This is a genomic window from Mucilaginibacter sp. UR6-11 (genome assembly GCF_020880695.1).
Classification (GTDB): domain Bacteria; phylum Bacteroidota; class Bacteroidia; order Sphingobacteriales; family Sphingobacteriaceae; genus Mucilaginibacter.
Map to the genome: position 1 here is coordinate 339406 of NZ_JAJIWO010000005.1, position 20195 is coordinate 359600.

Consider the following 20195-nt stretch of genomic DNA (forward strand, 5'->3'; position numbering starts at 1 on the left):
TTTACCGGGTATAGATCTGGTAAACCCCAACTATCCTTCGTTCTTTGCCTACAAGTACGTTGGTTATCTTCTTTTCCATCATTAACAGCTCTACCTGGCTTGCAAACTCGTCGCCGTCAATGATGATGGGGTTTGCGGTCATCATTTCTTTAACCGAAAGCGCGGCAATATCCTGGTTTCTTAACAGCGCCCTGCGCAGGTCGCCATCAGTGATGATACCTTCTACATGATCCTTTGAACCCACAATTACCATCCCCAGCTTACCTTCTGACATGCGCAGCAACACATCGGTAAACGAAGCGTCAGTTTGAATAAATGGCAGGTTATCGGTCCGCATCAGGTCCTTTATGCGCGCAAGCAACTTGTGTCCCAGGCTGCCGCCGGGATGAAAGCGTGCAAAATCCTCTTCCTGGAAATTGCGCGATTCCATTAAAGCCACAGCCAGGGCATCGCCCATAACCAAAGCGGCGGTGGTAGACGATGTTGGCGCTAAAGCCAGCGGGCAGGCTTCGCGGGTAATATTGATATTTAAATGATGGTTGCTGTTTTTTGCAACGGTTGAGTTAGGGTTTCCGGTCAGGCTGATGATCAGGTTTTTATTCCATTTTAAAAACGGAATAACTTTTAGTACTTCATCTGTTTCGCCCGAATAGGAAATCAGGATCACGGCATCAGCTGCGCTGATGATCCCCAGGTCGCCATGAAAAGCATCACCCGGATGCAAAAACAAACCCGGCGTGCCGGTACTTGAAAACGTAGCGGCTATTTTTTTACCGATAAGCCCAGATTTACCTACGCCGATAACAATAACCTTACCTGTACAACTTAATATCGCCTCTACAATACGGGTAAATGAATCATCCAACAACCCCGCCACATGCTGCAGCGACTCTATCTCAACCTCAAATACTCTTTTGGCAATATCTTTCATTCTTTATGTTATACGTTTTGTTTTTATTGATATTACGTACAACGTATAACGTCACACGTACAACCTAACTATCCTATTAACGGTTTTATTACTTCTTCCAGCTGGTGTAGCTTAACCATGTTAGGGCCGTCGCTCCAGGCATTATCCGGGTCTGGGTGGGCTTCCATGAAATAGCCATCGGCACCAAATGCTTTGGCAGCAAGGGCCATCATGGGCACAAAGGTACGGTCGCCGCCCGTTTTGCCACCCGCCCCGCCCGGGCGCTGTACAGAGTGCGTACAATCCATACAGACAGGGTAACCAAACCCTTTCATATCATAGATATTCCTGAAATCAACAACCAGGTTATTATAGCCATACATGTTGCCACGTTCGGTTAGTATTACCTGGTTATTACCCGCTTCCACCACCTTTTGTGCCGGATAAAACATATCCTGGCCCGACAGGAACTGTGCTTTCTTAACATTAACGATCTTCCCGGTAACCGCCGCGGCTACCAACAGATCAGTCTGACGGCATAAGAACGCCGGGATCTGCAATATATCAACCACTTCCGCTGCAATAGCGGCTTGGTAAGGTTCGTGTATATCGGTAGTAACCGGAAGGTTAAACTTATCTTTTATCTTTTGCAGCATCTCCATGCCTTTTTCAATGCCTGGGCCGCGTTGCGCGTGTACGGATGTCCGGTTAGCTTTATCAAACGACGACTTAAATACCACTTGTATAGGATACTTCGCTCCCAGTTCGGCCACTTTATCAGCAACGGTATAGAGTAATTCCTGGCTCTCCATTACACATGGGCCCAATATAAAAAACGGCTTCTGCCGCATCTGTTCAAACAATGCCATGGTGCAAATATGAGAAATTTTATGTTAACACAAATTGTTCATCCGATGCTGTTAAACACATGGGTGATCCACTTTAAAATGTGGATCACTTGGATCGTTCTTTTTGTGTAACTAATTGTAAATAAATAGTTTAACTTTTTGAGCGGATCACCCTGGATCGCATGTAAAACTTTAGGTAGTTATTTTTAATATACTCTAAAACAATAACTTATGTATTTAAGTGTTTTCTGGGCTTTTCAGGGTGGATCGGTCAAAGTGGATCACGCCTAAGATGCTTAGGTATTGCTGTTTAAATAAAAAACATCTTTAACCAAGCGCTTTTAATAACCAATCCGTATTATGGGTAGTTAACGGCTTTATGGACGATCAAACACTTTCAATACTTATAAGCGGCTGCATGGCCAACAAACGAAAAGCACAGGAAGAACTGTACCTGATTTTTTATCCGGGCATGTACCGGCTTTGTATGCGTTACCTCCGATCGGACGATTTGGTACCCGAAGCGCTGAATACCGGTTTCCTGAAAGTTTTTACAAAGATTACAAGCTATCATGAAGCAAAGGGCAATTTGAAGGGATGGATAAGCGCGATAATGATACGCAGTTGTATAGACCTGCAACGCAGCGAACTCCGTTTTCAGCACTACGAAGATATTACTGAAGCAAACAATACGCCGCACTTATCGCCCGATGCCCTTGATCGCTTGTATGCTGCCGATCTGCTGGCATATGTCCGCGCGTTACCACCGGCCAGCCAGATGGTATTTAATTTATACGAGGTGGATGGTTTTGATCATGGCGAAATAGCCACCATACTTGGTATCAGCGCAAGCACTTCGCGCTGGCACCTGACATCGGCAAAACAGCAATTGCGACAATTAATCAATCAAAAAAATTAGCATTATGAAACAAGAAACATTGTTAACACAACATTTACAAAATAAATTTGATGAACTGCCGATAAATGGTAATGCAACAGCAGATTGGAAGAAACTGGAAATGGCCCTGCAAATAACAATGCCCATTGCTCTGTTCTGGAAACTATGGTTATCTAAGAAATTTTTATGGATTTCTATGATCGTGCTTGGCGGCAGTGGCATAACGGCGTTGGTAGTTTACCAAACCAAACAGGCAAACATAACTCAAACCGCTCAACCGGTAAAACCCATAAAAAATGTTGTACCCGGCCTCAATGCTGCATCGCCCCAGTCAAACCCGACTCCAAAAATTAGCCATTCCCCAACAGTTATTGTTTCCAAATCATACCAGGATACGCCTGCAGTTCAAATAGATACAGTACCTATGCATAAACACAAAACGTCTTTACCAACAAGGCTGGACACGGTCATTCATAGACATAAAACACCCTTACCAACAAGACTGGATACAACCATTCGTAAACATAAAACAGCGCCTTACGCCAGGCCAAATGGAACTCTTACTTATCACAATTAAAAGCTATTATTTAAAATCTATTCACATCATGAAAAAAATTTATCTGATCACATTCCTGATCTTACCGGTTGCGTTATGCGCACAAAACAATAAAAACTGGCTTATTAAAACTGGCAAACTGTTTGACAGCGAAACAGCGCAATTTAAAACCGGCCTGGATATATTGGTGAAAGACGGACGTATCGAGGACGTAAAGCCCGATGTCGATATAACCGCCGATCAGCGAAAGCAATATACACTTATTGACCTGTCAAACTCCACTGTTTTACCGGGGCTGATAGACGCGCACACCCATTTACTATACCGTGAAGGGAATTCGGGGAATGGCCCCAATACAAGTACCATCGCTTTAGAAAGACACTTAACGATGGATGGTGATGCCTACAGGGCATTGTATGGAGCCGCCCGTGCCAAAGGATATCTCGAGGCAGGTATTACATCGGTACAGGACCTCGGTAACTCAGGCATGTATGGCGATATTGCCCTACGCAAAGCCATCGCCGACCGCTTATTACCCGGGCCTAACATGAGTTGTGCCGGGCCGGGACTTGCTGCTGCCGGTGCGCAAATGCCGGGCTTGCTTGCCGGTGACCAACATCTTGTCGATGGTGAATACCGTATAGTTTCAGGAGTGGACGACGCGGTGCAGGCGGTACGCGAGCATGTTAACCAAACAGTTAATGTTATAAAAATCTATGCGGATAACCGCCCTAACCGCACCTTTCTGTCGGTTGAAGAAATGCGGGCCATCGTAAACGAAGCGCACCGGTATCATCTAAGGGTTACTGCCCACGCCACGGTAGATGAGTCTATCAAAAATGCTGTGCTGGCCGGGGTAGATTGTATTGAACATGGTTATAATGTCTCTGACAGTACGTTGATGCTCATGGCCAGCCACAAGGTAATGCTGGTACCTACCGATGGCGATAAATCCGGATTGGTAACTTTCTTTATGACGACAATGAAGGACACTACTGGTATGGATGCACGTGTAACCCGTAACAGGAAGTATTATATTGACAGGTTACAAAGGGCGCTGAAGTTTGGTGTTACCATTGCCTATGGGTCTGACGATTATGCCGAATCAAAACTACCTTTCGGCGAACCTTCAAAGCATAACCTGATAGGCTATACTGAAGCAGGCGTACCTATCCCGCAAGTCTTGCAGATCGCGACACGTAACTCGGCCCGGCAACTTAACTGGGGCAAATATCTTGGCATAATAAAAAAAGGCTACCTGCCTGATATTATTGCTGTAGATAATAGCATTGATAAAGATATCCACGCCATTATGGATGTTAAGTTTGTGATGAAAGGCGGCGTTGTTTATGTGAACAAATAAAGGCGGGTTATTCCCTGACAGCAAACCAAGAATACAGGATTATAGCCCCGATGGAAATACCGGGGCTATAGTCTATGCTTTGTTTGTATTTTTTAATCCTCTATTGCCTCGATCCCCTGTTCTTTAAGGCGTTGAATATTATCCTTCATTTCCTTCAACCGTTCCGGCGAGTGTCCCTCCCACTCAGTAAACTCGCCCATAACCAGCAGGGGTTCGCGGGTACGATAGGATTTGGTTGGATTTCCGGGGAATTTCTTGTCTGTTAAATTGGGATCATCCTCAATAGCACCTGTCGGCTTTATGATATAAATTCTACCCGGCCCGTCGCCTAAAGCCAGTTCGGCTCCCCAAATTGCAGCATCCAGTGTAGCTGTCAGGTAAACATATTTCGCCTGTTTCTGCTTGCCATAGTTTGAATTAAAGCCAGCCGAAATCAGATCCCCTTGTTTTAGCTGAGCCTTAGTGCCGTGAAAGAATTGTTGCGTGTTGGTATTAGTTGATTTGTCCATATTTTCCTTTCTAATTGATGATAACGCCAAAAATATCAGGTACAAAACACTAAAAAAATGCTTTTCGACTATATTTTTTTAAGCGCAATAGGATATATGGAAGGGCGTTATATTTACAACAAATGAAAGATTGCAGCGTAGTAATTCTAATTATTTAATACAATTGGTATGCATATCGCCTAACTTTGCAGCATGATCAATTATTTTGACTTTTACGCCATACCGCAATCTTTCAACCCTGATGCTGCACAGCTTAAAAAGAAATTTTATGAGTTAAGCAAGCAATACCATCCCGATTTTTACGCCAATGAGGATGACGCTAAACAACAGGAAATACTGGAACTATCAACGCTAAATAACAAAGCTTATCAAACACTTTCTGATCCCGCAAAGCGGTTAGAATATATTTTAAGGCTGCATGACCTGGTGTCAGACGGTGCCAAACCGCAGCTTCCTGCAGATTTTTTAATGGAGATGATGGACATTAACGAGCGGCTGATGGAAGTTGATAATGCTGCCGAATTAGGGAGCCTGACGGCGGAAGTACTTGCCATTGAGGGTGATATAAACGAAGAGCTGTCTAAGTTAACAGATGATTATGAGAGCCTGGACGATACCGCAAAAGAGAGCCGCTTAAATGATATTGCAAATATTTACTATCGGCAAAAATATCTGTTGCGAATTAAAGAGAGTTTAAATACATTTGCATCCCGCTTCTGAGAAGTTGAAAGACACTCTCAGTAAAGCATGCCCAGCTGGCGGAATTGGTAGACGCGCTGGTCTCAAACACCTGTGGGAAACCGTGCCGGTTCGACTCCGGCGCTGGGTACAAAGCCTTGATAGAAATATCAGGGCTTTGTTGTTTATTTCAATTATAAGTGGGTATACTGCTTATGAATTAAAACTCCCGCAAGTTATAAAACGAATTCATCAGTGTCCGGCCGGACGGGAAAATATTCGTATGTTCTTTATCTGATTTAATAAAAAGGCTCGGTACTTCAGATACCGGGCCTTTTTATTTGCTATAACTGCGGCTTTCTCCGCTCAGGCTTATGGGCGCTGTCTTTACTTGAAGTTTGGAAAGACTTTTGCCCGCCCGAATTACTAATGCCCCGTTCTTTCATTTTTTCATTCTGATCTGTAAAAGCACGGTCGGCAGTGGTGCTGCCCTGGCCATTGTTGTTGTTTTTAAAATCCTGAGTCTTCATAATATTTAGATTTAATTAATAAACCTGCTGCAACAACTATACCACACTTATCTATGCCGATTCCTTATTGCAGTGCAACTCGCGAAACTGAGCCGTATACATAAATCTTCCGCCAACATACATTGCACCGATAGCGCTTAATAGGCAGCCAAAAAAACAATGACTTCACCAGAAATCCTCTGTGTACCCGGGTATCAAGTTCGCCCCGTCCACATTTGCCACATCTCATCCTCTCTTTAATAATTTCATGTTTCATCACAAATAAATTTTAAAGAAACGTTAATAATAAATTCGATCAGGAACCAATAAATATCCTTTAAAATTAAATTACCAGTTACAAAAAAAATAATTTAGTTAGTAGACAAAATGGGGACAAATAAAGCGGGCAAAACGCACATCCCTTCAGGAAAAACAGGATAAACTTTTATCCGCAGTGACTTGCTGAGGCTATATTTTTAAAATTGTTTCCTCGATGGTAATCCGGCTTTCGAGGTTCATTTTCTTTTTTAAGCGTTGTTTGGCTTTCTTAACACCTTCTACCGTTATGCCCAGCATATTTGCAATCTCTTTGTTGGTAGATTGGAGCTTTAGTAATGTCAGCAGCCTGATATCAGATTCTGAAAGTGAAGAAAATTGTTTTTTTATGTCGAAAAAGAAATTAGGATAGACTTTTAAAAATATCTTTTTAAATTCCAGCCAATTATCATCAGTCATGATATGCGCCTGCATCAATTCCTCGAGGTGACCAACAACCGCAGCATCTGCGTTCTTTATTTTTAGTTGCTCTATCTGTTCTTTAAAGCTATCAATCAGCATGTTGTTTTTTCGCAGGTTTTCGGTGTAGCTGCGAAGTTTCATCCCTGTATATTTTAATTCATCGTCTACCCGTAATTTTTCAGAACGTAAAATCTCTTTGTCTTTTTGGATTTTCAGGGTTTGCCTGTTATACACCAGTACTAAAATAACCAGTAATAAAAAAAACACGATAAAAACGGTATCACGCGCAACTGTCTCAACTTTTGCCTGCGTTTTAAGCCGGGTCTCTTCTGCCAGTTTTTTACCGATAACGTATTGCATTTTCACCACTTCAACCGCAGCAACATTGTTTTGCTTTGTCAGGCTATCCTTTGCAATTTCATATTTTTTTCTAAACTCAAGTGCAGTGGCCGGCAGTCCCATTTTTTCGTAAAATATGGCCCTGAGATCCAAAATATCGGTTTCCAGGTTTAAAACCGGCACCGGGCTGTTGTGTATTAAAATTTGGGCGGTGTCCAGTTGTTTAAGGCCCTGTTTAACGTTGTTTTTTAGCAGGTTGATCTTAACCAGGCGCAGCAGCGCGATGGTTGCATTGATTTTTTCGCCGTATTTTAAGGATTGATTATAGTCAGTTTGTATATACGGTAAAGCTTTTTCATACTGGTTCAGCATTAAATAAACCGAACCTATATTGCCGGTGGCAATCCCTATCCATACCGTATCTTTATTTTGACGCGCTAAATTTAGAGCCCTGTTAAAATAGTTTAACGCCTGCTGATACTGATGATTGCTGCGGTAAATTAACGCCAGGGTATTTTCAATACCGATCCTTTCCCTCGGTGTTTTTATTTTGTATTTAAGCGATTCCTGCAATTGTATTTTAGCATTTGCGTAGTCGCCCAGGTTATAATAAAATTCGGCCACCTGGCTATAATAGCTGCCGATGTTTGGCACCTTGTCAAATCCTATATCTCTGAACGCCTCCTGAGATTTCAGGAAAAACAAACACGCCGCGGTATTATGTTTAAAATTAGCGTAAAACATTCCTTCATGGTGAAGGTAAACTGCCTTTTCAAGCGCCAGGTTGTTATCAGTTGCAAAGTCTATCGCTTTTTGATAATAAGCGATACTTAAATTGTTAAATAGTTTATTTACGGCGTAATAATCGGCTTTCAGGTCAAAAACCACGCTTTCAAGCGCCTTGTCATTAAGGTCCCTGGCCATTACCGACAGCTGATCCAGGTACTTCATAGCTATAGCTTCCGGTATATGCCGGTAATGTCTCTTGTAATGTATGGTAGCCGCCTCACAACGGTTAGCTTTGGTTACCTTGTTAACGGTATCAAAAGGATGTTGAGCTATAATTACGTTGCTTTGAATTAAAAAAGCAGCTGATAAATGAAAGGGATGAACCGAGAACAAAAAAAGTAACAATAGCCCCAAAACAGTTTTTTTAACCCGGGTAAATTTCATAAGGCTTGGGGGTGTAATTATTACTTAAAACTAAAGTAATAATTAATATTGACTTGGTGATGTTTATAAACCAATTAGTGCCGTTTAACCCCAAAAACAAACAACTAATTGAGTTATGCAACAGAAATTGCTAATTCTGAGATTATAAAGGTAATTTCGCGTTTTAATAAAAGATATAATACAATGGCAGGGTTTGATAAATTAAAGCTGAATAAACAACTGATTAAATCGGCTACAGAAGCGGGTTATGCGGTTCCTAAAGAAATACAGCAAAAAACCCTCACCCGTATTATTGGCGGGCAGGACATTATCGCCATCGCCCCGGAAGGCTTCGGCAAAACCACCGCTTATATTCTGGGCACGCTCAACCGCTTTAATTATTCGCCCGAAGGCGTACCTAAAGTACTGATCCTGGTACCTGAAAAAGAAGATGTATTAGCCGTGATTGAGCAGTTTGAACTATTGAACAAAAACAACTCAATAGCAATTGTCGGCCTGTATGTTACCCCCGGGACCGAAGCGCAAATGGACGCACTGGCCGACGGTGCCGATATTGTAGTGGCTACACCCGACCGGGCGCGGGCCATTTATTTAAAACTGGCGCTTAACCTGAATAAAATGGAACTGCTGATCATTGACGATGCAGACCGGATGATAAAAAAAGGCATGCAACTGCCTATTACCGAACTGGCTAACAGCATCGGCAAATGCCAGCACCTGGTATTTACGGATGTAATGCATAGCCGTATTGAAAAGCTTGTCGCCCCGTTTATGAATCTTCCCGCTATCATTGAGGTAGAAGCTTTAGAGGAATCTCCCGTTAAAACCCACCAGCAGTTATTGTATAACGTACCTAATTTCCCCACAAAAGTAAACCTGCTTAACCTGTTTATGTATGATGAGGAGGTATTTACCAAAGCCGTGGTTTTTGTAAATAAACAGGCTACCGCAGAGAAAGTATTTCAAAGCTTAAACCGCCGGATACAGGACGCTGTTGGATATTTTAAACCCAGGTTCTTTGATGTCAAAGGTTTTAATACCGTGGCTGATTTTAAGGCTGAAGCCGATGCAAGGGTGTTAATAGTGGTTACAGAAAATGAAGACGCTATAGAACTTGACGGGATCCCTTTCCTTATCCATTTTGACCTGCCTGCCGATAAAGAAACCTACATACAGCGTGTTACCAACAACAATACCAATAGCGAAGACGAAACGTTAGCGCTTACATTTGCAACCGATCTCGACCTGAGCCTGGTAAAACGGATAGAACAGGCAACCGGCAAAAAAATGCAACCCGCTGCCCTGCCGGATGACCTGGTGATTGTGAATGATGTAAAGCCAAAAGCAACGCCGACTAAACAGTCTACAAAAACAACCGAGCCGGAAACCGGCGCTGCGTTCCATGAAAAGAAAGCCTCAAACAACAAAAACTATAATTTCAGCTCGGGACAAAAAGCTAAGATGAATATGAAAAAAAAACACGGGTAATCGCTTAACCGTTGCCGCTAAAAACAAAAAGCCTTATACTTCACGTATAAGGCTTTTTGTTTTTAAGTTGGGTTAGCTTAGTTCACCAAAAACTCATAACTACCCGAAGCTATTTTCAATCCGTTAACGTCAGCAATTTGTTTATCCTTCAGCGTAACTTTTGATCCCGCAGGGAAAACAACCGTAGCCGTAGAGTTTGCCGGTATGGTTACCGAATATTTAACCGTGCCGCCATCCCTTCTCCATGAAGAAATAATTTTACCATACGGCCCGGTATGGTCTGATTCAAAATGATCCAATTGTGCAATAAACGCCGGGGTTAGCAGTACGTTTTTAAAACCCGGGCTTGTAGGGTCAACTTTTATACCACCGATCCCTTTGTAGTACCACGCCCCTATCTCGCCAAACATGATGTGGTTTAATGACAGGTCGCTTTTAGCAAAAACGTCCCAGTTTTCATAAAGGGTAGTTGCACCGTTCTTGATCCACCAGCCCCATGACGGGAAGGTTTCCTGTGATGCTATCGCGTAAGCTACATCGGCATAGCCGTTATCGCTCAGCGCCCCTAATATGGCCTTAGCGCCCAGTATCCCGGCATCAAGGTGGTTGTTGTCCTGTTTAACACGCTCAGCAAGGTTGGCGGCCACTTTGGCTTTCAGTTCATCAGGCACAACACCCCAGTAAAGCGGCATGCTTAATTCTGTCTGGTAGCCTTTATCATAAATGCCGGTGGCGGTGTTTAAATATTTGGCATTGATGGCATTCTTTATTTTTAAAGCGATGGCAGTATATTTTTGTTCGTCATCAACCCGGCCAAATAATCTGGCTGCCTTAGCCAGGATATTAACGTCAGTATAGTAATAAATAGTCGATACAAACTCAACCGGCGATACCGATTTAACCGGTACCCAGTCGCCCAGCCCCCAGGTGGTTAACCCCGAAGGGTATAGCTCATCAATATGATTGACATACCGTTTTATCGCGTCATAATTGTCATTTAATGTCTTGCTGTCGCCATAAAACTGGTACAGGTTCCACGGAATAATAGCTACGGTACTTGTCCAGTCGGGCCCGTTACCCCACTCATAACCCCAGCCGTCCGACGGGATGATGGACGGCAGCACCCCATTGGGCTGTTGCTCGTCGCGATGATCGGCCATCCATTTTTCGTAAATAGTGATCCCGTCAAAACCATATAAACCGGTTTCGCTGGCGATGTGGGCGTCGCCTGTCCAGCCATTTTTTTCGCGTTGCGGACAGTCTGTAGGATAACCAAACAAGTTTGACAAATAAGAAGCATTGGTAGCCGACCAGATTTTATTCAAGGTCGTGTTCGAGGAGCTGATATTCCCTATTGGCGCTACATCGCTGTGCATAAAATACGCGATAAGGCTGCTTTGGGTTAAGGTAATGGGCTTATCGCTGGTAACTTCAACATATTGAAAACCCTTGTAATTAAATTTAGGCATAAACGTTTCCCGGCCCTTGCCGCTTAAAATAAATATATCCGTTCCGAAGGGGTCCTTGTCATCCGTAGGGCGGTAATGCACATCGATATTTGACTGGTCTGCGCGCCCGTTTGCACCTAATTTCTCGGCATGTTTAAGCCGGATAACCGTACCGGCTTCGCCCGAAACGGTGATTTTGGTTACACCGGCAATGGTGCGGCCGATATTAAACAGATAGGTATGATCGTCCTGTTTGGTCATACTCACGGCATCTATTTTTTCGATAGCGCGGATTGGCTGCATCGCCTGCGATACGATATTTGCCGATGGTGCCGGTCTGGGGATCACACCCCTCCAGCCCTGGTCATCAAAATTGGCGGTATTCCATCCCGGTTGTTCCAGGCGGGCATCGTAATGCTCGGCCGTATAAATGCTGTTAAAAATTATCGGGCTCCCTGATGTTTTCCATTTCCGGTCAGACGACAATGTCTCTACCGTGCCGTCTTCGTAAGTTACCCTTACATCCAAACAAAAAGCCGGGCGGTTGCGCCACGGCGCTTTATGGAAATCCCACACGGCGGTACTTTGCATATTGTACCAGCCGTTACCCAGCAATACGCCAATGGCATTTTTGCCGGTTTGCAGCTGTGCGGTTACATCGTAAGTAACGTAAAGGGTGCGCCTGTCAAAACGGGTGTACATAGGGTCTAACCGGTGATTGCCTATTTTCTCACCGTTGATGTACAGTTCATATAATCCGGCTACGGCTATATAGGCCCTTGCCGATTTTACTTTTTTCCCCAACTCAAACACATTGCGAAAATATGGCGCTTGTTTCACTTCAGGCCCGCGGCTATCACTGATCCAGGTGCCTTTCCAGTTGCTTTTTTCAATCAGGCCGGTTTCAAAACTGGCTATGTCTGATGTGATTTTATTTTTTTTATCGTCCCAAACGGTAACGCGCCAATAGTACCTGGTAAAAGGCTGTAAAGTACTGCCGGCATAGGTAATCAGGTTATCCTCTGATTTTACTTTAGCTGTTTGCCAGGTATTAGCCGCATCTTTTGTTAAACCGACGGAGTCTGTACTAACCAATAATTGGTAAGACGTTTGTAACGCGCCCTGCCGCGCATCATTGAGCATCCAGGTAAGGCGCGGGTGCACGGCATCAATACCTAAAGGGTTGATAAGGTATTCGCATTTAAGCCCGTCTATCGCGGCGGCGTTGGCCCGGCCTGCAGTTAACAGGCCTCCTGCGATAATAAATAAGAGAGCAATATTTTTCCTTACGGATAAATTAACTGGTAAAAAAAGATTCATTAGTTATGATGTTTGGATGGCTAAGATAGAAATTATGCCGTTCAAACAAAAAAAGCCTCTGCATTACTGCAAAGGCTTTGTGACGATAATGAAGTTGTTTATAATTATTTTTCAACCGGTTTGCCAATCAGGTCCATAAACTGGTCTAATTTTGGCGTAATAATTATTTGGGTGCGCCTGTTTTTCAGCTTGCCTGCAGGCGTGCTGTTATCAGCTATAGGGTTGTACTCGCCCCTGCCCCCGGCTGTTAAACGCTTAGGGTCAACATTGAAATTATTTTGCAAAGCCTGTACAACTGATGATGCCCTTAAAGCGCTCAAATCCCAGTTGTTACGGATGTTGGTTTGTTTGATAGGCACATTATCTGTATTACCTTCTATCAATACATCGTAAGTTGAATAATCGGTTATGATCTTGGCAATTTTGCTCAGGGTTGCACCGGCCTGATCTGATATTTCATAGCTACCTGACTTATATAACATATTATCAGACAACGAGATATAAACCACGCCTTTTAATACCTGTACATCAACGTCCTTCATCTCGGCCTGGCTCAACGAACGGGTAAGGTTATTGGTTAACACCATGTTAAGCGAGTCGCTTTTACCTTTGGCAGCTATCAGTTGTTTAATGTATTTATCAGATGCAGTGATCTGGTCGGCCAGTTTGGCAATATTAACATTGCCCTGGTTGTTGCCTGCCAGACATTTGTTCAGCGCGTCCTGCAAAGCGGCACGGTTTGATTTTTCGGACGCTATTTGTTCTTCCAAACTTCTAACCCTGGTTTTTGATCCTTCCAGTTCGCGCTGGGTGAGGTCATAGCTTTGTTTCAGCTCGGTTTGTTTGGTTTGCAGGTTGTTATAATTTGTTTGCAACTCGGCATACTTTTTATTGCTTACACAACCTTGGGTAAGAGCCGCTGTAATCAGTATCAGTAATAACGGTAATTTCGTTTTCATAATTTGTAATTGTTTAACGCCTGATTATGATCCGTTCATAATCTTCTAGCCAACAACAAACGATTTGCCCTAAAGTTTTATCAGGATTGCAGGATAGCTAAACCGCTTAAAAACATCCTGAATCAATGTAAAACAAAACTGTAGCGTCGAGGAAAGTTTTGTCGTTTCATCAACAAAAAAAGATTTTATATGAAACCATTTATTTACTTTTTCACAGCGGCAGCTTTACTTATCTTAACGTCCTGCCAAAAAGAAACGGTTAATCCGGGCATCGAACAACAATTAATCGGAAAATGGAAATTTGAAAGCACCATACTGGGGCTGAACGGCGTACGCTATGTAGCCGTTCCAAGTCAGGTTGACATCATCGAATTCAAATCCGATCATACTTTTGTGAGAACCACAAACGGGGACCCCGTTGCGCATGGAAATTATGATATCACTCAAAGTAAAAGCATATTCACTCAAAAAAACGACAATACCTTAAGTTTTTATCCTGAACAGGGCCCGCCAAATATAATCAGGATTGCCAGTGACACCCTGTATATGGCCCAAAACGTTTATGACGGATCAAGTTCTGAGTTCAGCAAGGTAAAATAAACTGCCGTTAACCCTGGTTAAAAAAGCGCCCTCCATTTTCGTGGAGGGCGCTTAATATTTATAGTTTAATTTTAAACAAAAAAAATCAGGGCATTGGTGCGGCTGATGGCGGCGGCGAATTGGCGCCCCAGGTTTTATTGGCAACCGGCCCCATCTCCAGTTCAAGCAAGCCGCCATTGGCTATATCGCTGTGTTTAAACCAGGGTTGGTTCAATACAACACCGTTTAGTTTTGCTGATTGAATGTATTTGTTGGTAAACGAAGCATTATGTGCTTTGATCTCGAAGAACTTACCATTGCCTACATTCATTTTTACGTGCGGGAAACTTGGGCTGCCAATATTATAGGTTGGTGAGCCGGGCGTTACCGGGTAAAATCCCAGCTGGCTAAATACCACAAAAGCCGTCATACCGCCACCATCTTCATCACCGGGTACCCCCATCAGGTCATTACGGTACCATTGGTCAAGTAATGAGCGGATCCGTTTTTGTGTGCGCCAGGGCTCGCCTGCATAATTATACAGATAAGGGATATGGAAACTGGGCTCGTTAGCCATCGAGAACATCCCTACGTTGCCGGTATGGTCGGGCAGTATCGCGTAGAAATCCCATCTTGACATTGGATAGGGCTCATTAAACATGTCCTCTAAAGCCGCTACAAATTTTTTATTGCCACCTACCAGGTTAACCAGGTCGCCTATGTTATGCTGAACGTCCCAGCGGTAAATGTAACCGTTGTTCTCGTCATAATAATCGCGCGCGCCGGGTCCGCCCGATGTACGGTAATCCAACGGCTCAATAAAGTTTCCGTCCTTATCTTTCGGATGGAAAAACCCTGTTTTAGGATTAAATACGTTGCGGTAATTGTATGATGCCTTCAGGTAGTGTTCGGCATCCGCTGTTTTACCCAGGTCGCCGGCTATTTGCGACAGGCACCATTCGTCAAAGGATGTACCTAACGTAACTGCTATCGGCTGGCGCTTTTCCCATTTGCTTACATTGGGTACGGTTTCTTTTTCGCCCGGTTTTAACGCGGGGAAATAACCATGCTTTTTGTAAAACTCATCCAGCTCGCCCGATGGGACGGCGTTTGACCATGGCAGCAATGATTTATCTTCAATGGCACCTTTACAAACCTCGTAAGCTTTGGCCAGGTCAAAACCTCGCAGGCCCTTGGCATACGCATCGGCAATGCTGGCTATGCCGTGGTTACTGTTCATACCATGCTCATCGCCGGTAACCCCCGGGAAAGTAGGCATCCAGTTTTGGCCGGTTTGCTGCGCCATTAAGATATAGGAGCGCAGGATGTCGTTCTCCACTCCTTTGTTGATTAAGATCCTGAGCGGATGTGCTGCGCGATAAGTATCCCAGGTCCAGTCGTCGGTTGAAAAAGGATGGCCCTCATCATTATGCACCTTACCGTCCGAGGCGCTAAAATAGCGGCCGTCTTCGCTGATACAGATCGGGCGCTCAAAAGTGCGGTATAATGAAGTATAGAACACTGTCGTTTCTTTGTCAGACGCACCTTCTACAGCTATTTTACCCAGTGCTTCGTTCCATATCCTTCGGCCCGTGGCAGCAACTGCATTTACATCGTAATTATGGATCTCGCGGTTAAGATTTTTCTTAGCCTGTTCCTCACTGATAAAAGATACGCCATAGCGGATGCCGATCTTTTTTGTCCCCGCAGGATATACTAAAGCGATGGCTGCCGCCGGCGCGCTGTTCCAGTTTACGCCACCCTGTTGGGGTACGCCAGCTTTAGTGGGTGCTACGTCGGTCTCGGCATACAGGTATACCGAGGTATGGTTACCTAATTCCTGGTAGCCGCTAAGCACGTTCGCGCTTGCCCTCAGCTGGCCGCGACGACAATTAAAAATCAAATAAGGCGCTCCCTGTTTCTCGAAAGTGATATTGTAAACCGCGCTTTGGTGCGATGGTGCAAAATCCACGCCCATGTTCAGCTCATCCAAATAAACCTGGTAGCGGTAGGGTGTTACTTTTTCCTGGTCATAGCTTAAAGGCTTGCTTACTGCTATCTCAGTTTCGTCACCCTGGTAAGGGTAAAAATTAAAGCTGGAGATAGACCGATGATGCGTTACTATTAATGGCAGACCGCCCAACCGGTTAGTCGTATAATCCTGCCGTACCGGGAAAACACGCATCATGCTGTTAGGCAAATGTGTTGTAGGGTACGTGGGCACCAGCATATGGCTGATATTGCCGATATGCGGGTTAACAAAATCAACAGGTTGTTTGGCCGGCGCGGTAGCAGCTTTTTGAGCAGTAGCTGTAAGTGACAGACTTAACGTTCCTACTATCCCCGTAAGGGCCAATAAGTATTTAGCTTTCATCATAAAGTGGTTTATTTTGGGTAGTAAAGAAACAAAAAATCCATTAAAGTTAACCACTAATTATTAAGCTTATTACCTTATAATTAAGGTTTGTTGTGGCTTCGGTCCTCAGCTTAAGGTGTTGAAATTGTAACAAAAGAAGATATGCAAAGTCAAATCAACGAATCTTTTTTAAATGGATTAAATATGTTTTCTATATTTATTTTTTAAACCTTAAAACATCACTATGAGCTTTTTTGACAGACTTTTAAACGAATTAATTGATGTAATTGAGTGGGTGGATACCACGCAGGATACTTTGGTGTGGAAATTCCCGCGTAATGACAACGCTATAAAAATGGGCGCTAAATTGATCGTCCGCGAATCGCAGGTAGCTATTTTTATCAACGAGGGGCAAATTGCAGATGTATTTACTCCCGGCACCTACGAGCTCCATACCCAAAACATGCCCCTATTAACCACGTTAATGAGCTGGAAATACGGGTTCAACAGTCCGTTTAAAGCCGACGTTTATTTTGTAAGCATGCGGCAGTTTCTTAACCAACGTTGGGGTACAAAAAACCCGGTAATGTTACGCGATGCCGAGTTTGGCCCGGTTAGGTTAAGGGCATTTGGTTCGTTTAATTTTAAAGTTCAGGATCCCAGGTTGTTCCTTAAAGAAATATCTGCAACTAACCCCGACTTTTTAGTCGACAACGTTAATGAGCAATTGCGAAATACCGTGGTTGCCAAAGGGATGGATGCGGTTGCACAATCAAAAATAAATGTACTTGATCTTACCGCAAATTATAACGAGTTGGGCACACTGATCGCTCAAAGCATAGAGCCCGACTTTGAGGAACTGGGCCTCACGCTTACCAAGTTACTGGTTGAGAACATATCATTACCACCCGAAGTTGAAGAGGCTTTGGATAAACGCAGCCAAATGGGCATTGTTGGTAACCTGGGTGCGTACGCACAATTCCAGGCTGCTAACGCAATGGAAAAGGCGGCAGAGAACACCATAGGCGGAAATTTAGGTGCAGCGGGTATGGGCATAGGTGTTGGCGCGGCAATGATGGGCCAGGTAGGTAACATTTTTCAGCAAAACCAGTTTAATCCTAATGCAGATAAAAACTCGCCGCCACCTATAACGTCAGACATTGAGTATCACATTGTTAAAGATGGGAAATCTGATGGCCCGCATAGTTTAAGTGAGCTGCGGACAATGATTGCCGGTAACCTTGTAAATAGGGAGACCATGATCTGGACAAAAGGCATGGCAACATGGGCTGTGGCCGGATCGGTTGATGACCTTGCTGCAATTTTCAATAACCAGCCGCCACCAATAGCTTAATTAATATATTAAATATTTGTATGAGCGAACTGGCCAAACCATCAGCAATTAACAATTCTTTAAGCTGCGCCGGCTGCGGTGCCTTATTACATTTTGAACCCGGCACCCATAATTTAAAATGCGATTATTGCGGCGAAAGCAATACCATAGCTACTTATGAGGAGGAGGATGAAATTTCATCTTTTGACTACGAAAATTTTATAGCGGGAATTGACACCGACAAGCAGGGCGACACCCTAAAAGTAGTAAACTGCCCCGGCTGCGGATCTAAAACTATACTGACGGAATTTACAACATCAGACAAATGTCCGTTTTGCACAGCCCCCCTTGTGCTTGAGCTGGAAAGCGGCCAGCAATATGTAACACCACATTACATACTGCCGTTTGAAATTACCCAACAGCAGGGCGCCAAATTTTTTGCGGATTGGATAAGCGGGTTGTGGTGGGCGCCAAACGACCTCGCTAAAAATGTTGGCGGCACATCATCTGTCTTAAAAGGTGTGTATCTGCCCTACTGGGCATATGATACAGATACCGTAACTGATTATACCGGAGAACGCGGCGACCATTATTACACTACCGAGACCTATACCGAAACTATTGACGGACGATCGGAAACAAGGACAAGGGAGGTACAGCATACCAGTTGGAGCAGCGTGTCAGGCACGGTATACTGCGATTTTCGCGACCTGGTGGTGCCTGCCAGTAAGTCGCTACCCGAAAAGACTTTAAATAAACTTAGTCCATGGAAATTTAAGTCGTTAGTTAAGTTTGACGAGCGTTATATGAGTGGTTTCCGGTCCGAAGCTTATCAGCTCGCCCCCCAACAGGGCTTGTTGGTAGCTGTTGAACAAACCGTGTCGCAGATAAACTCCGAAATATATAATGACATCGGCGGTGACGAACAACGTATAAATCATACAAACACTGACTATAATAACAAAGCCATAAAATATTTAATGCTGCCTGTATGGGCCAGTGCTTATACCTATAATGGTAAACTATATCAATTTACCATTAATGCCAGTACCGGCGAAGTTATTGGAGAGCGACCGTTAAGTGCTGTTAAAATTATATTGGCCGTACTGCTTGCAATCATATTAATCGCAGCAGCGGTATTGTATTTCAAAAATGCTTAACTGAATAATTAATGACCAAAAAAGGTAAGATCTCATTGATCTTACCTTTTTGTTTGATGGGGCTGTTATAGACTAATTACGAACCAATTTAGAAAATAGCACGGATTGAATACGGTTATGGTGCAAAAATCGAACCGATATATCGAAGATTGCTTCGCTGATAATTCAGCCTTCACGGCGGTTATAAGATATCAAGGTCGCGCGCCACGTAATAACTGGGTACCAATAAGCGGAAACCTGTCTTGCGCAATTTAGAAATGTCCGTGATACCTTCGAACGGATCGGCCAGCGGCGCTTCCACCGCCTCGAAAGCATCGGCCGCCTTCCCGACTGAATCGGCCAGTTCATATAAGGTGATCGGCGCATCATCGGCGATATTAAAGATCTCCCCGTTCAGGCCGTCCCGTTCCAGCAGCATGATCAGGGCCTGGGCCACATCCAAGTGGTGCACCATGTGCATGCGCGAGCCCGAGTGGCGCTTCATCTTTTTGAGCAGTGGGATGATCTCTTCTATATGCGGGTCCTGATCCCCATAGACAAAACCCAAACGCAATACGCGCACATCCATTTCTTTTTTTAACAGTTCCTGTTCGGCGGCGATCTTGCTGGAGGCGTAGGGCCTTGGGTCATTAATATTCACGAAATCATCCTCCCTTGCGGGGTGCCCGTAGCCCGAACCATATACATTGCTGGTGCTGACAAAAATAAAGCGTTTGACGCCTGCGGCAACTGCCGCATCGCCCAGTGCGATCGTGCCTTCATGGTTAGTCTTGATGATCCCTTCGTTATCGGTGAACGTACGGAACAGCGCCGCCAAATGGATCACCGCGTCTATGCCCGCTACCGCGGGCGTTAAACTAGCTGCATTAAAGAGATCGCCGGTCACGACCTCGGCGCCAAGTTCCGCCAATGCGGCTGCCTTCGATGGGTCACGAACCAAAATACGCACGTTATAGCCTTTTGCTAACAAGCGCGGAACAAAGCGGCTGCCCACCTTGCCGGTAGCCCCGGTAACTAATATCTTCATAACC

17 protein-coding genes and 1 tRNA gene are annotated in these 20195 nt (G+C 44.2%); 9 read left to right on the plus strand and 9 right to left on the minus strand.

Annotated elements, in window-relative coordinates; genetic code table 11:
• Position 1: 1 nt before the first annotated feature.
• The gene (locus tag LJ658_RS14075) at positions 2-931 is read right to left on the minus strand and encodes an SIS domain-containing protein (protein WP_230547159.1); all 930 of its coding nucleotides are present in this window, start codon (positions 929-931) and stop codon (positions 2-4) included.
• Positions 932-999: 68 nt separating this feature from the next.
• Positions 1000-1779 carry a 3-deoxy-8-phosphooctulonate synthase gene (gene kdsA / locus LJ658_RS14080; protein ID WP_230547160.1) on the minus strand — a complete coding sequence of 260 codons (780 nt, stop codon included), beginning with the start codon at positions 1777-1779 and terminating at the stop codon, positions 1000-1002.
• Between the two features lie 358 nt (positions 1780-2137).
• On the opposite strand from kdsA, the gene LJ658_RS14085 reads away from it, so the two are divergent.
• From LJ658_RS14085 to LJ658_RS14095, 3 genes are read left to right on the plus strand one after another with little or no spacing between them, the layout of a single operon-like run.
• Positions 2138-2677, plus strand: coding sequence for an RNA polymerase sigma factor (locus tag LJ658_RS14085; protein ID WP_230547161.1), 540 nt, complete (start codon positions 2138-2140; stop codon positions 2675-2677).
• Between the two features lie 4 nt (positions 2678-2681).
• Positions 2682-3233, plus strand: a complete 552-nt coding sequence (locus LJ658_RS14090) for a hypothetical protein (RefSeq protein WP_230547162.1) — start codon at positions 2682-2684, stop codon at positions 3231-3233.
• A 28-nt stretch (positions 3234-3261) separates the two neighbouring features.
• Positions 3262-4575 carry an amidohydrolase family protein gene (locus tag LJ658_RS14095; RefSeq protein WP_230547163.1) on the plus strand — a complete coding sequence of 438 codons (1314 nt, stop codon included), beginning with the start codon at positions 3262-3264 and terminating at the stop codon, positions 4573-4575.
• A 92-nt stretch (positions 4576-4667) separates the two neighbouring features.
• Here the strand turns inward: LJ658_RS14095 and arr are convergent, their stop codons facing one another.
• Positions 4668-5084 (minus strand): NAD(+)--rifampin ADP-ribosyltransferase, encoded by a 417-nt coding sequence (gene arr, locus LJ658_RS14100; RefSeq protein WP_230547164.1) that lies wholly within the window; start codon positions 5082-5084, stop codon positions 4668-4670.
• A 192-nt stretch (positions 5085-5276) separates the two neighbouring features.
• Between arr and hscB the strand changes: the two genes are divergently transcribed.
• Complete coding sequence (gene hscB, locus LJ658_RS14105; RefSeq protein WP_230547165.1) at positions 5277-5804, plus strand: Fe-S protein assembly co-chaperone HscB; 528 nt, start codon at positions 5277-5279, stop codon at positions 5802-5804.
• Positions 5805-5833: 29 nt separating this feature from the next.
• A tRNA-Leu gene (locus LJ658_RS14110) sits at positions 5834-5913 on the plus strand.
• 193 nt (positions 5914-6106) lie between these two features.
• Here LJ658_RS14110 and LJ658_RS14115 read toward each other — a convergent pair.
• Positions 6107-6292 carry a hypothetical protein gene (locus tag LJ658_RS14115; protein WP_230547166.1) on the minus strand — a complete coding sequence of 62 codons (186 nt, stop codon included), beginning with the start codon at positions 6290-6292 and terminating at the stop codon, positions 6107-6109.
• A 447-nt stretch (positions 6293-6739) separates the two neighbouring features.
• On the minus strand, positions 6740-8521 hold the full coding sequence (locus LJ658_RS14120; protein ID WP_230547167.1) for a tetratricopeptide repeat protein: 1782 nt from the start codon (positions 8519-8521) through the stop codon (positions 6740-6742).
• A gap of 183 nt (positions 8522-8704) precedes the next feature.
• Between LJ658_RS14120 and LJ658_RS14125 the strand changes: the two genes are divergently transcribed.
• Positions 8705-10009: a DEAD/DEAH box helicase gene (locus LJ658_RS14125; RefSeq protein ID WP_230547168.1), complete on the plus strand. Its 1305-nt coding sequence runs from the start codon at positions 8705-8707 to the stop codon at positions 10007-10009.
• A gap of 77 nt (positions 10010-10086) precedes the next feature.
• Here the strand turns inward: LJ658_RS14125 and LJ658_RS14130 are convergent, their stop codons facing one another.
• Positions 10087-12777, minus strand: coding sequence for an alpha-L-rhamnosidase (locus LJ658_RS14130; protein ID WP_230547169.1), 2691 nt, complete (start codon positions 12775-12777; stop codon positions 10087-10089).
• A 104-nt stretch (positions 12778-12881) separates the two neighbouring features.
• Positions 12882-13736 carry a flagellar motor protein MotB gene (locus LJ658_RS14135; protein ID WP_230547170.1) on the minus strand — a complete coding sequence of 285 codons (855 nt, stop codon included), beginning with the start codon at positions 13734-13736 and terminating at the stop codon, positions 12882-12884.
• A 189-nt stretch (positions 13737-13925) separates the two neighbouring features.
• On the opposite strand from LJ658_RS14135, the gene LJ658_RS14140 reads away from it, so the two are divergent.
• A complete protein-coding gene (locus LJ658_RS14140; protein ID WP_230547171.1) occupies positions 13926-14336 on the plus strand; it encodes a hypothetical protein in 411 nt (136 codons plus the stop codon).
• 85 nt (positions 14337-14421) lie between these two features.
• Here the strand turns inward: LJ658_RS14140 and LJ658_RS14145 are convergent, their stop codons facing one another.
• Positions 14422-16692: a GH92 family glycosyl hydrolase gene (locus LJ658_RS14145; protein ID WP_230547172.1), complete on the minus strand. Its 2271-nt coding sequence runs from the start codon at positions 16690-16692 to the stop codon at positions 14422-14424.
• Between the two features lie 223 nt (positions 16693-16915).
• Between LJ658_RS14145 and LJ658_RS14150 the strand changes: the two genes are divergently transcribed.
• Positions 16916-18025 (plus strand): SPFH domain-containing protein, encoded by a 1110-nt coding sequence (locus tag LJ658_RS14150; protein WP_230547173.1) that lies wholly within the window; start codon positions 16916-16918, stop codon positions 18023-18025.
• A 20-nt stretch (positions 18026-18045) separates the two neighbouring features.
• Positions 18046-19164 carry a hypothetical protein gene (locus LJ658_RS14155; RefSeq protein ID WP_230547174.1) on the plus strand — a complete coding sequence of 373 codons (1119 nt, stop codon included), beginning with the start codon at positions 18046-18048 and terminating at the stop codon, positions 19162-19164.
• 181 nt (positions 19165-19345) lie between these two features.
• Here LJ658_RS14155 and LJ658_RS14160 read toward each other — a convergent pair whose 3' ends face one another.
• Positions 19346-20191: an NAD(P)-dependent oxidoreductase gene (locus LJ658_RS14160; protein ID WP_230547175.1), complete on the minus strand. Its 846-nt coding sequence runs from the start codon at positions 20189-20191 to the stop codon at positions 19346-19348.
• Positions 20192-20195 lie beyond the last annotated feature (4 nt).

Coding starts and splice junctions, on each gene's coding strand:
- LJ658_RS14075 (WP_230547159.1), bottom strand. CDS start 931: ATGAAAGATATTGCCAAAAGAGTATTTGAGGTTGAGATAGAGTCGCTG.
- kdsA (WP_230547160.1), bottom strand. CDS start 1,779: ATGGCATTGTTTGAACAGATGCGGCAGAAGCCGTTTTTTATATTGGGC.
- LJ658_RS14085 (WP_230547161.1), top strand. CDS start 2,138: ATGGACGATCAAACACTTTCAATACTTATAAGCGGCTGCATGGCCAAC.
- LJ658_RS14090 (WP_230547162.1), top strand. CDS start 2,682: ATGAAACAAGAAACATTGTTAACACAACATTTACAAAATAAATTTGAT.
- LJ658_RS14095 (WP_230547163.1), top strand. CDS start 3,262: ATGAAAAAAATTTATCTGATCACATTCCTGATCTTACCGGTTGCGTTA.
- arr (WP_230547164.1), bottom strand. CDS start 5,084: ATGGACAAATCAACTAATACCAACACGCAACAATTCTTTCACGGCACT.
- hscB (WP_230547165.1), top strand. CDS start 5,277: ATGATCAATTATTTTGACTTTTACGCCATACCGCAATCTTTCAACCCT.
- LJ658_RS14115 (WP_230547166.1), bottom strand. CDS start 6,292: ATGAAGACTCAGGATTTTAAAAACAACAACAATGGCCAGGGCAGCACC.
- LJ658_RS14120 (WP_230547167.1), bottom strand. CDS start 8,521: ATGAAATTTACCCGGGTTAAAAAAACTGTTTTGGGGCTATTGTTACTT.
- LJ658_RS14125 (WP_230547168.1), top strand. CDS start 8,705: ATGGCAGGGTTTGATAAATTAAAGCTGAATAAACAACTGATTAAATCG.
- LJ658_RS14130 (WP_230547169.1), bottom strand. CDS start 12,777: ATGAATCTTTTTTTACCAGTTAATTTATCCGTAAGGAAAAATATTGCT.
- LJ658_RS14135 (WP_230547170.1), bottom strand. CDS start 13,736: ATGAAAACGAAATTACCGTTATTACTGATACTGATTACAGCGGCTCTT.
- LJ658_RS14140 (WP_230547171.1), top strand. CDS start 13,926: ATGAAACCATTTATTTACTTTTTCACAGCGGCAGCTTTACTTATCTTA.
- LJ658_RS14145 (WP_230547172.1), bottom strand. CDS start 16,692: ATGATGAAAGCTAAATACTTATTGGCCCTTACGGGGATAGTAGGAACG.
- LJ658_RS14150 (WP_230547173.1), top strand. CDS start 16,916: ATGAGCTTTTTTGACAGACTTTTAAACGAATTAATTGATGTAATTGAG.
- LJ658_RS14155 (WP_230547174.1), top strand. CDS start 18,046: ATGAGCGAACTGGCCAAACCATCAGCAATTAACAATTCTTTAAGCTGC.
- LJ658_RS14160 (WP_230547175.1), bottom strand. CDS start 20,191: ATGAAGATATTAGTTACCGGGGCTACCGGCAAGGTGGGCAGCCGCTTT.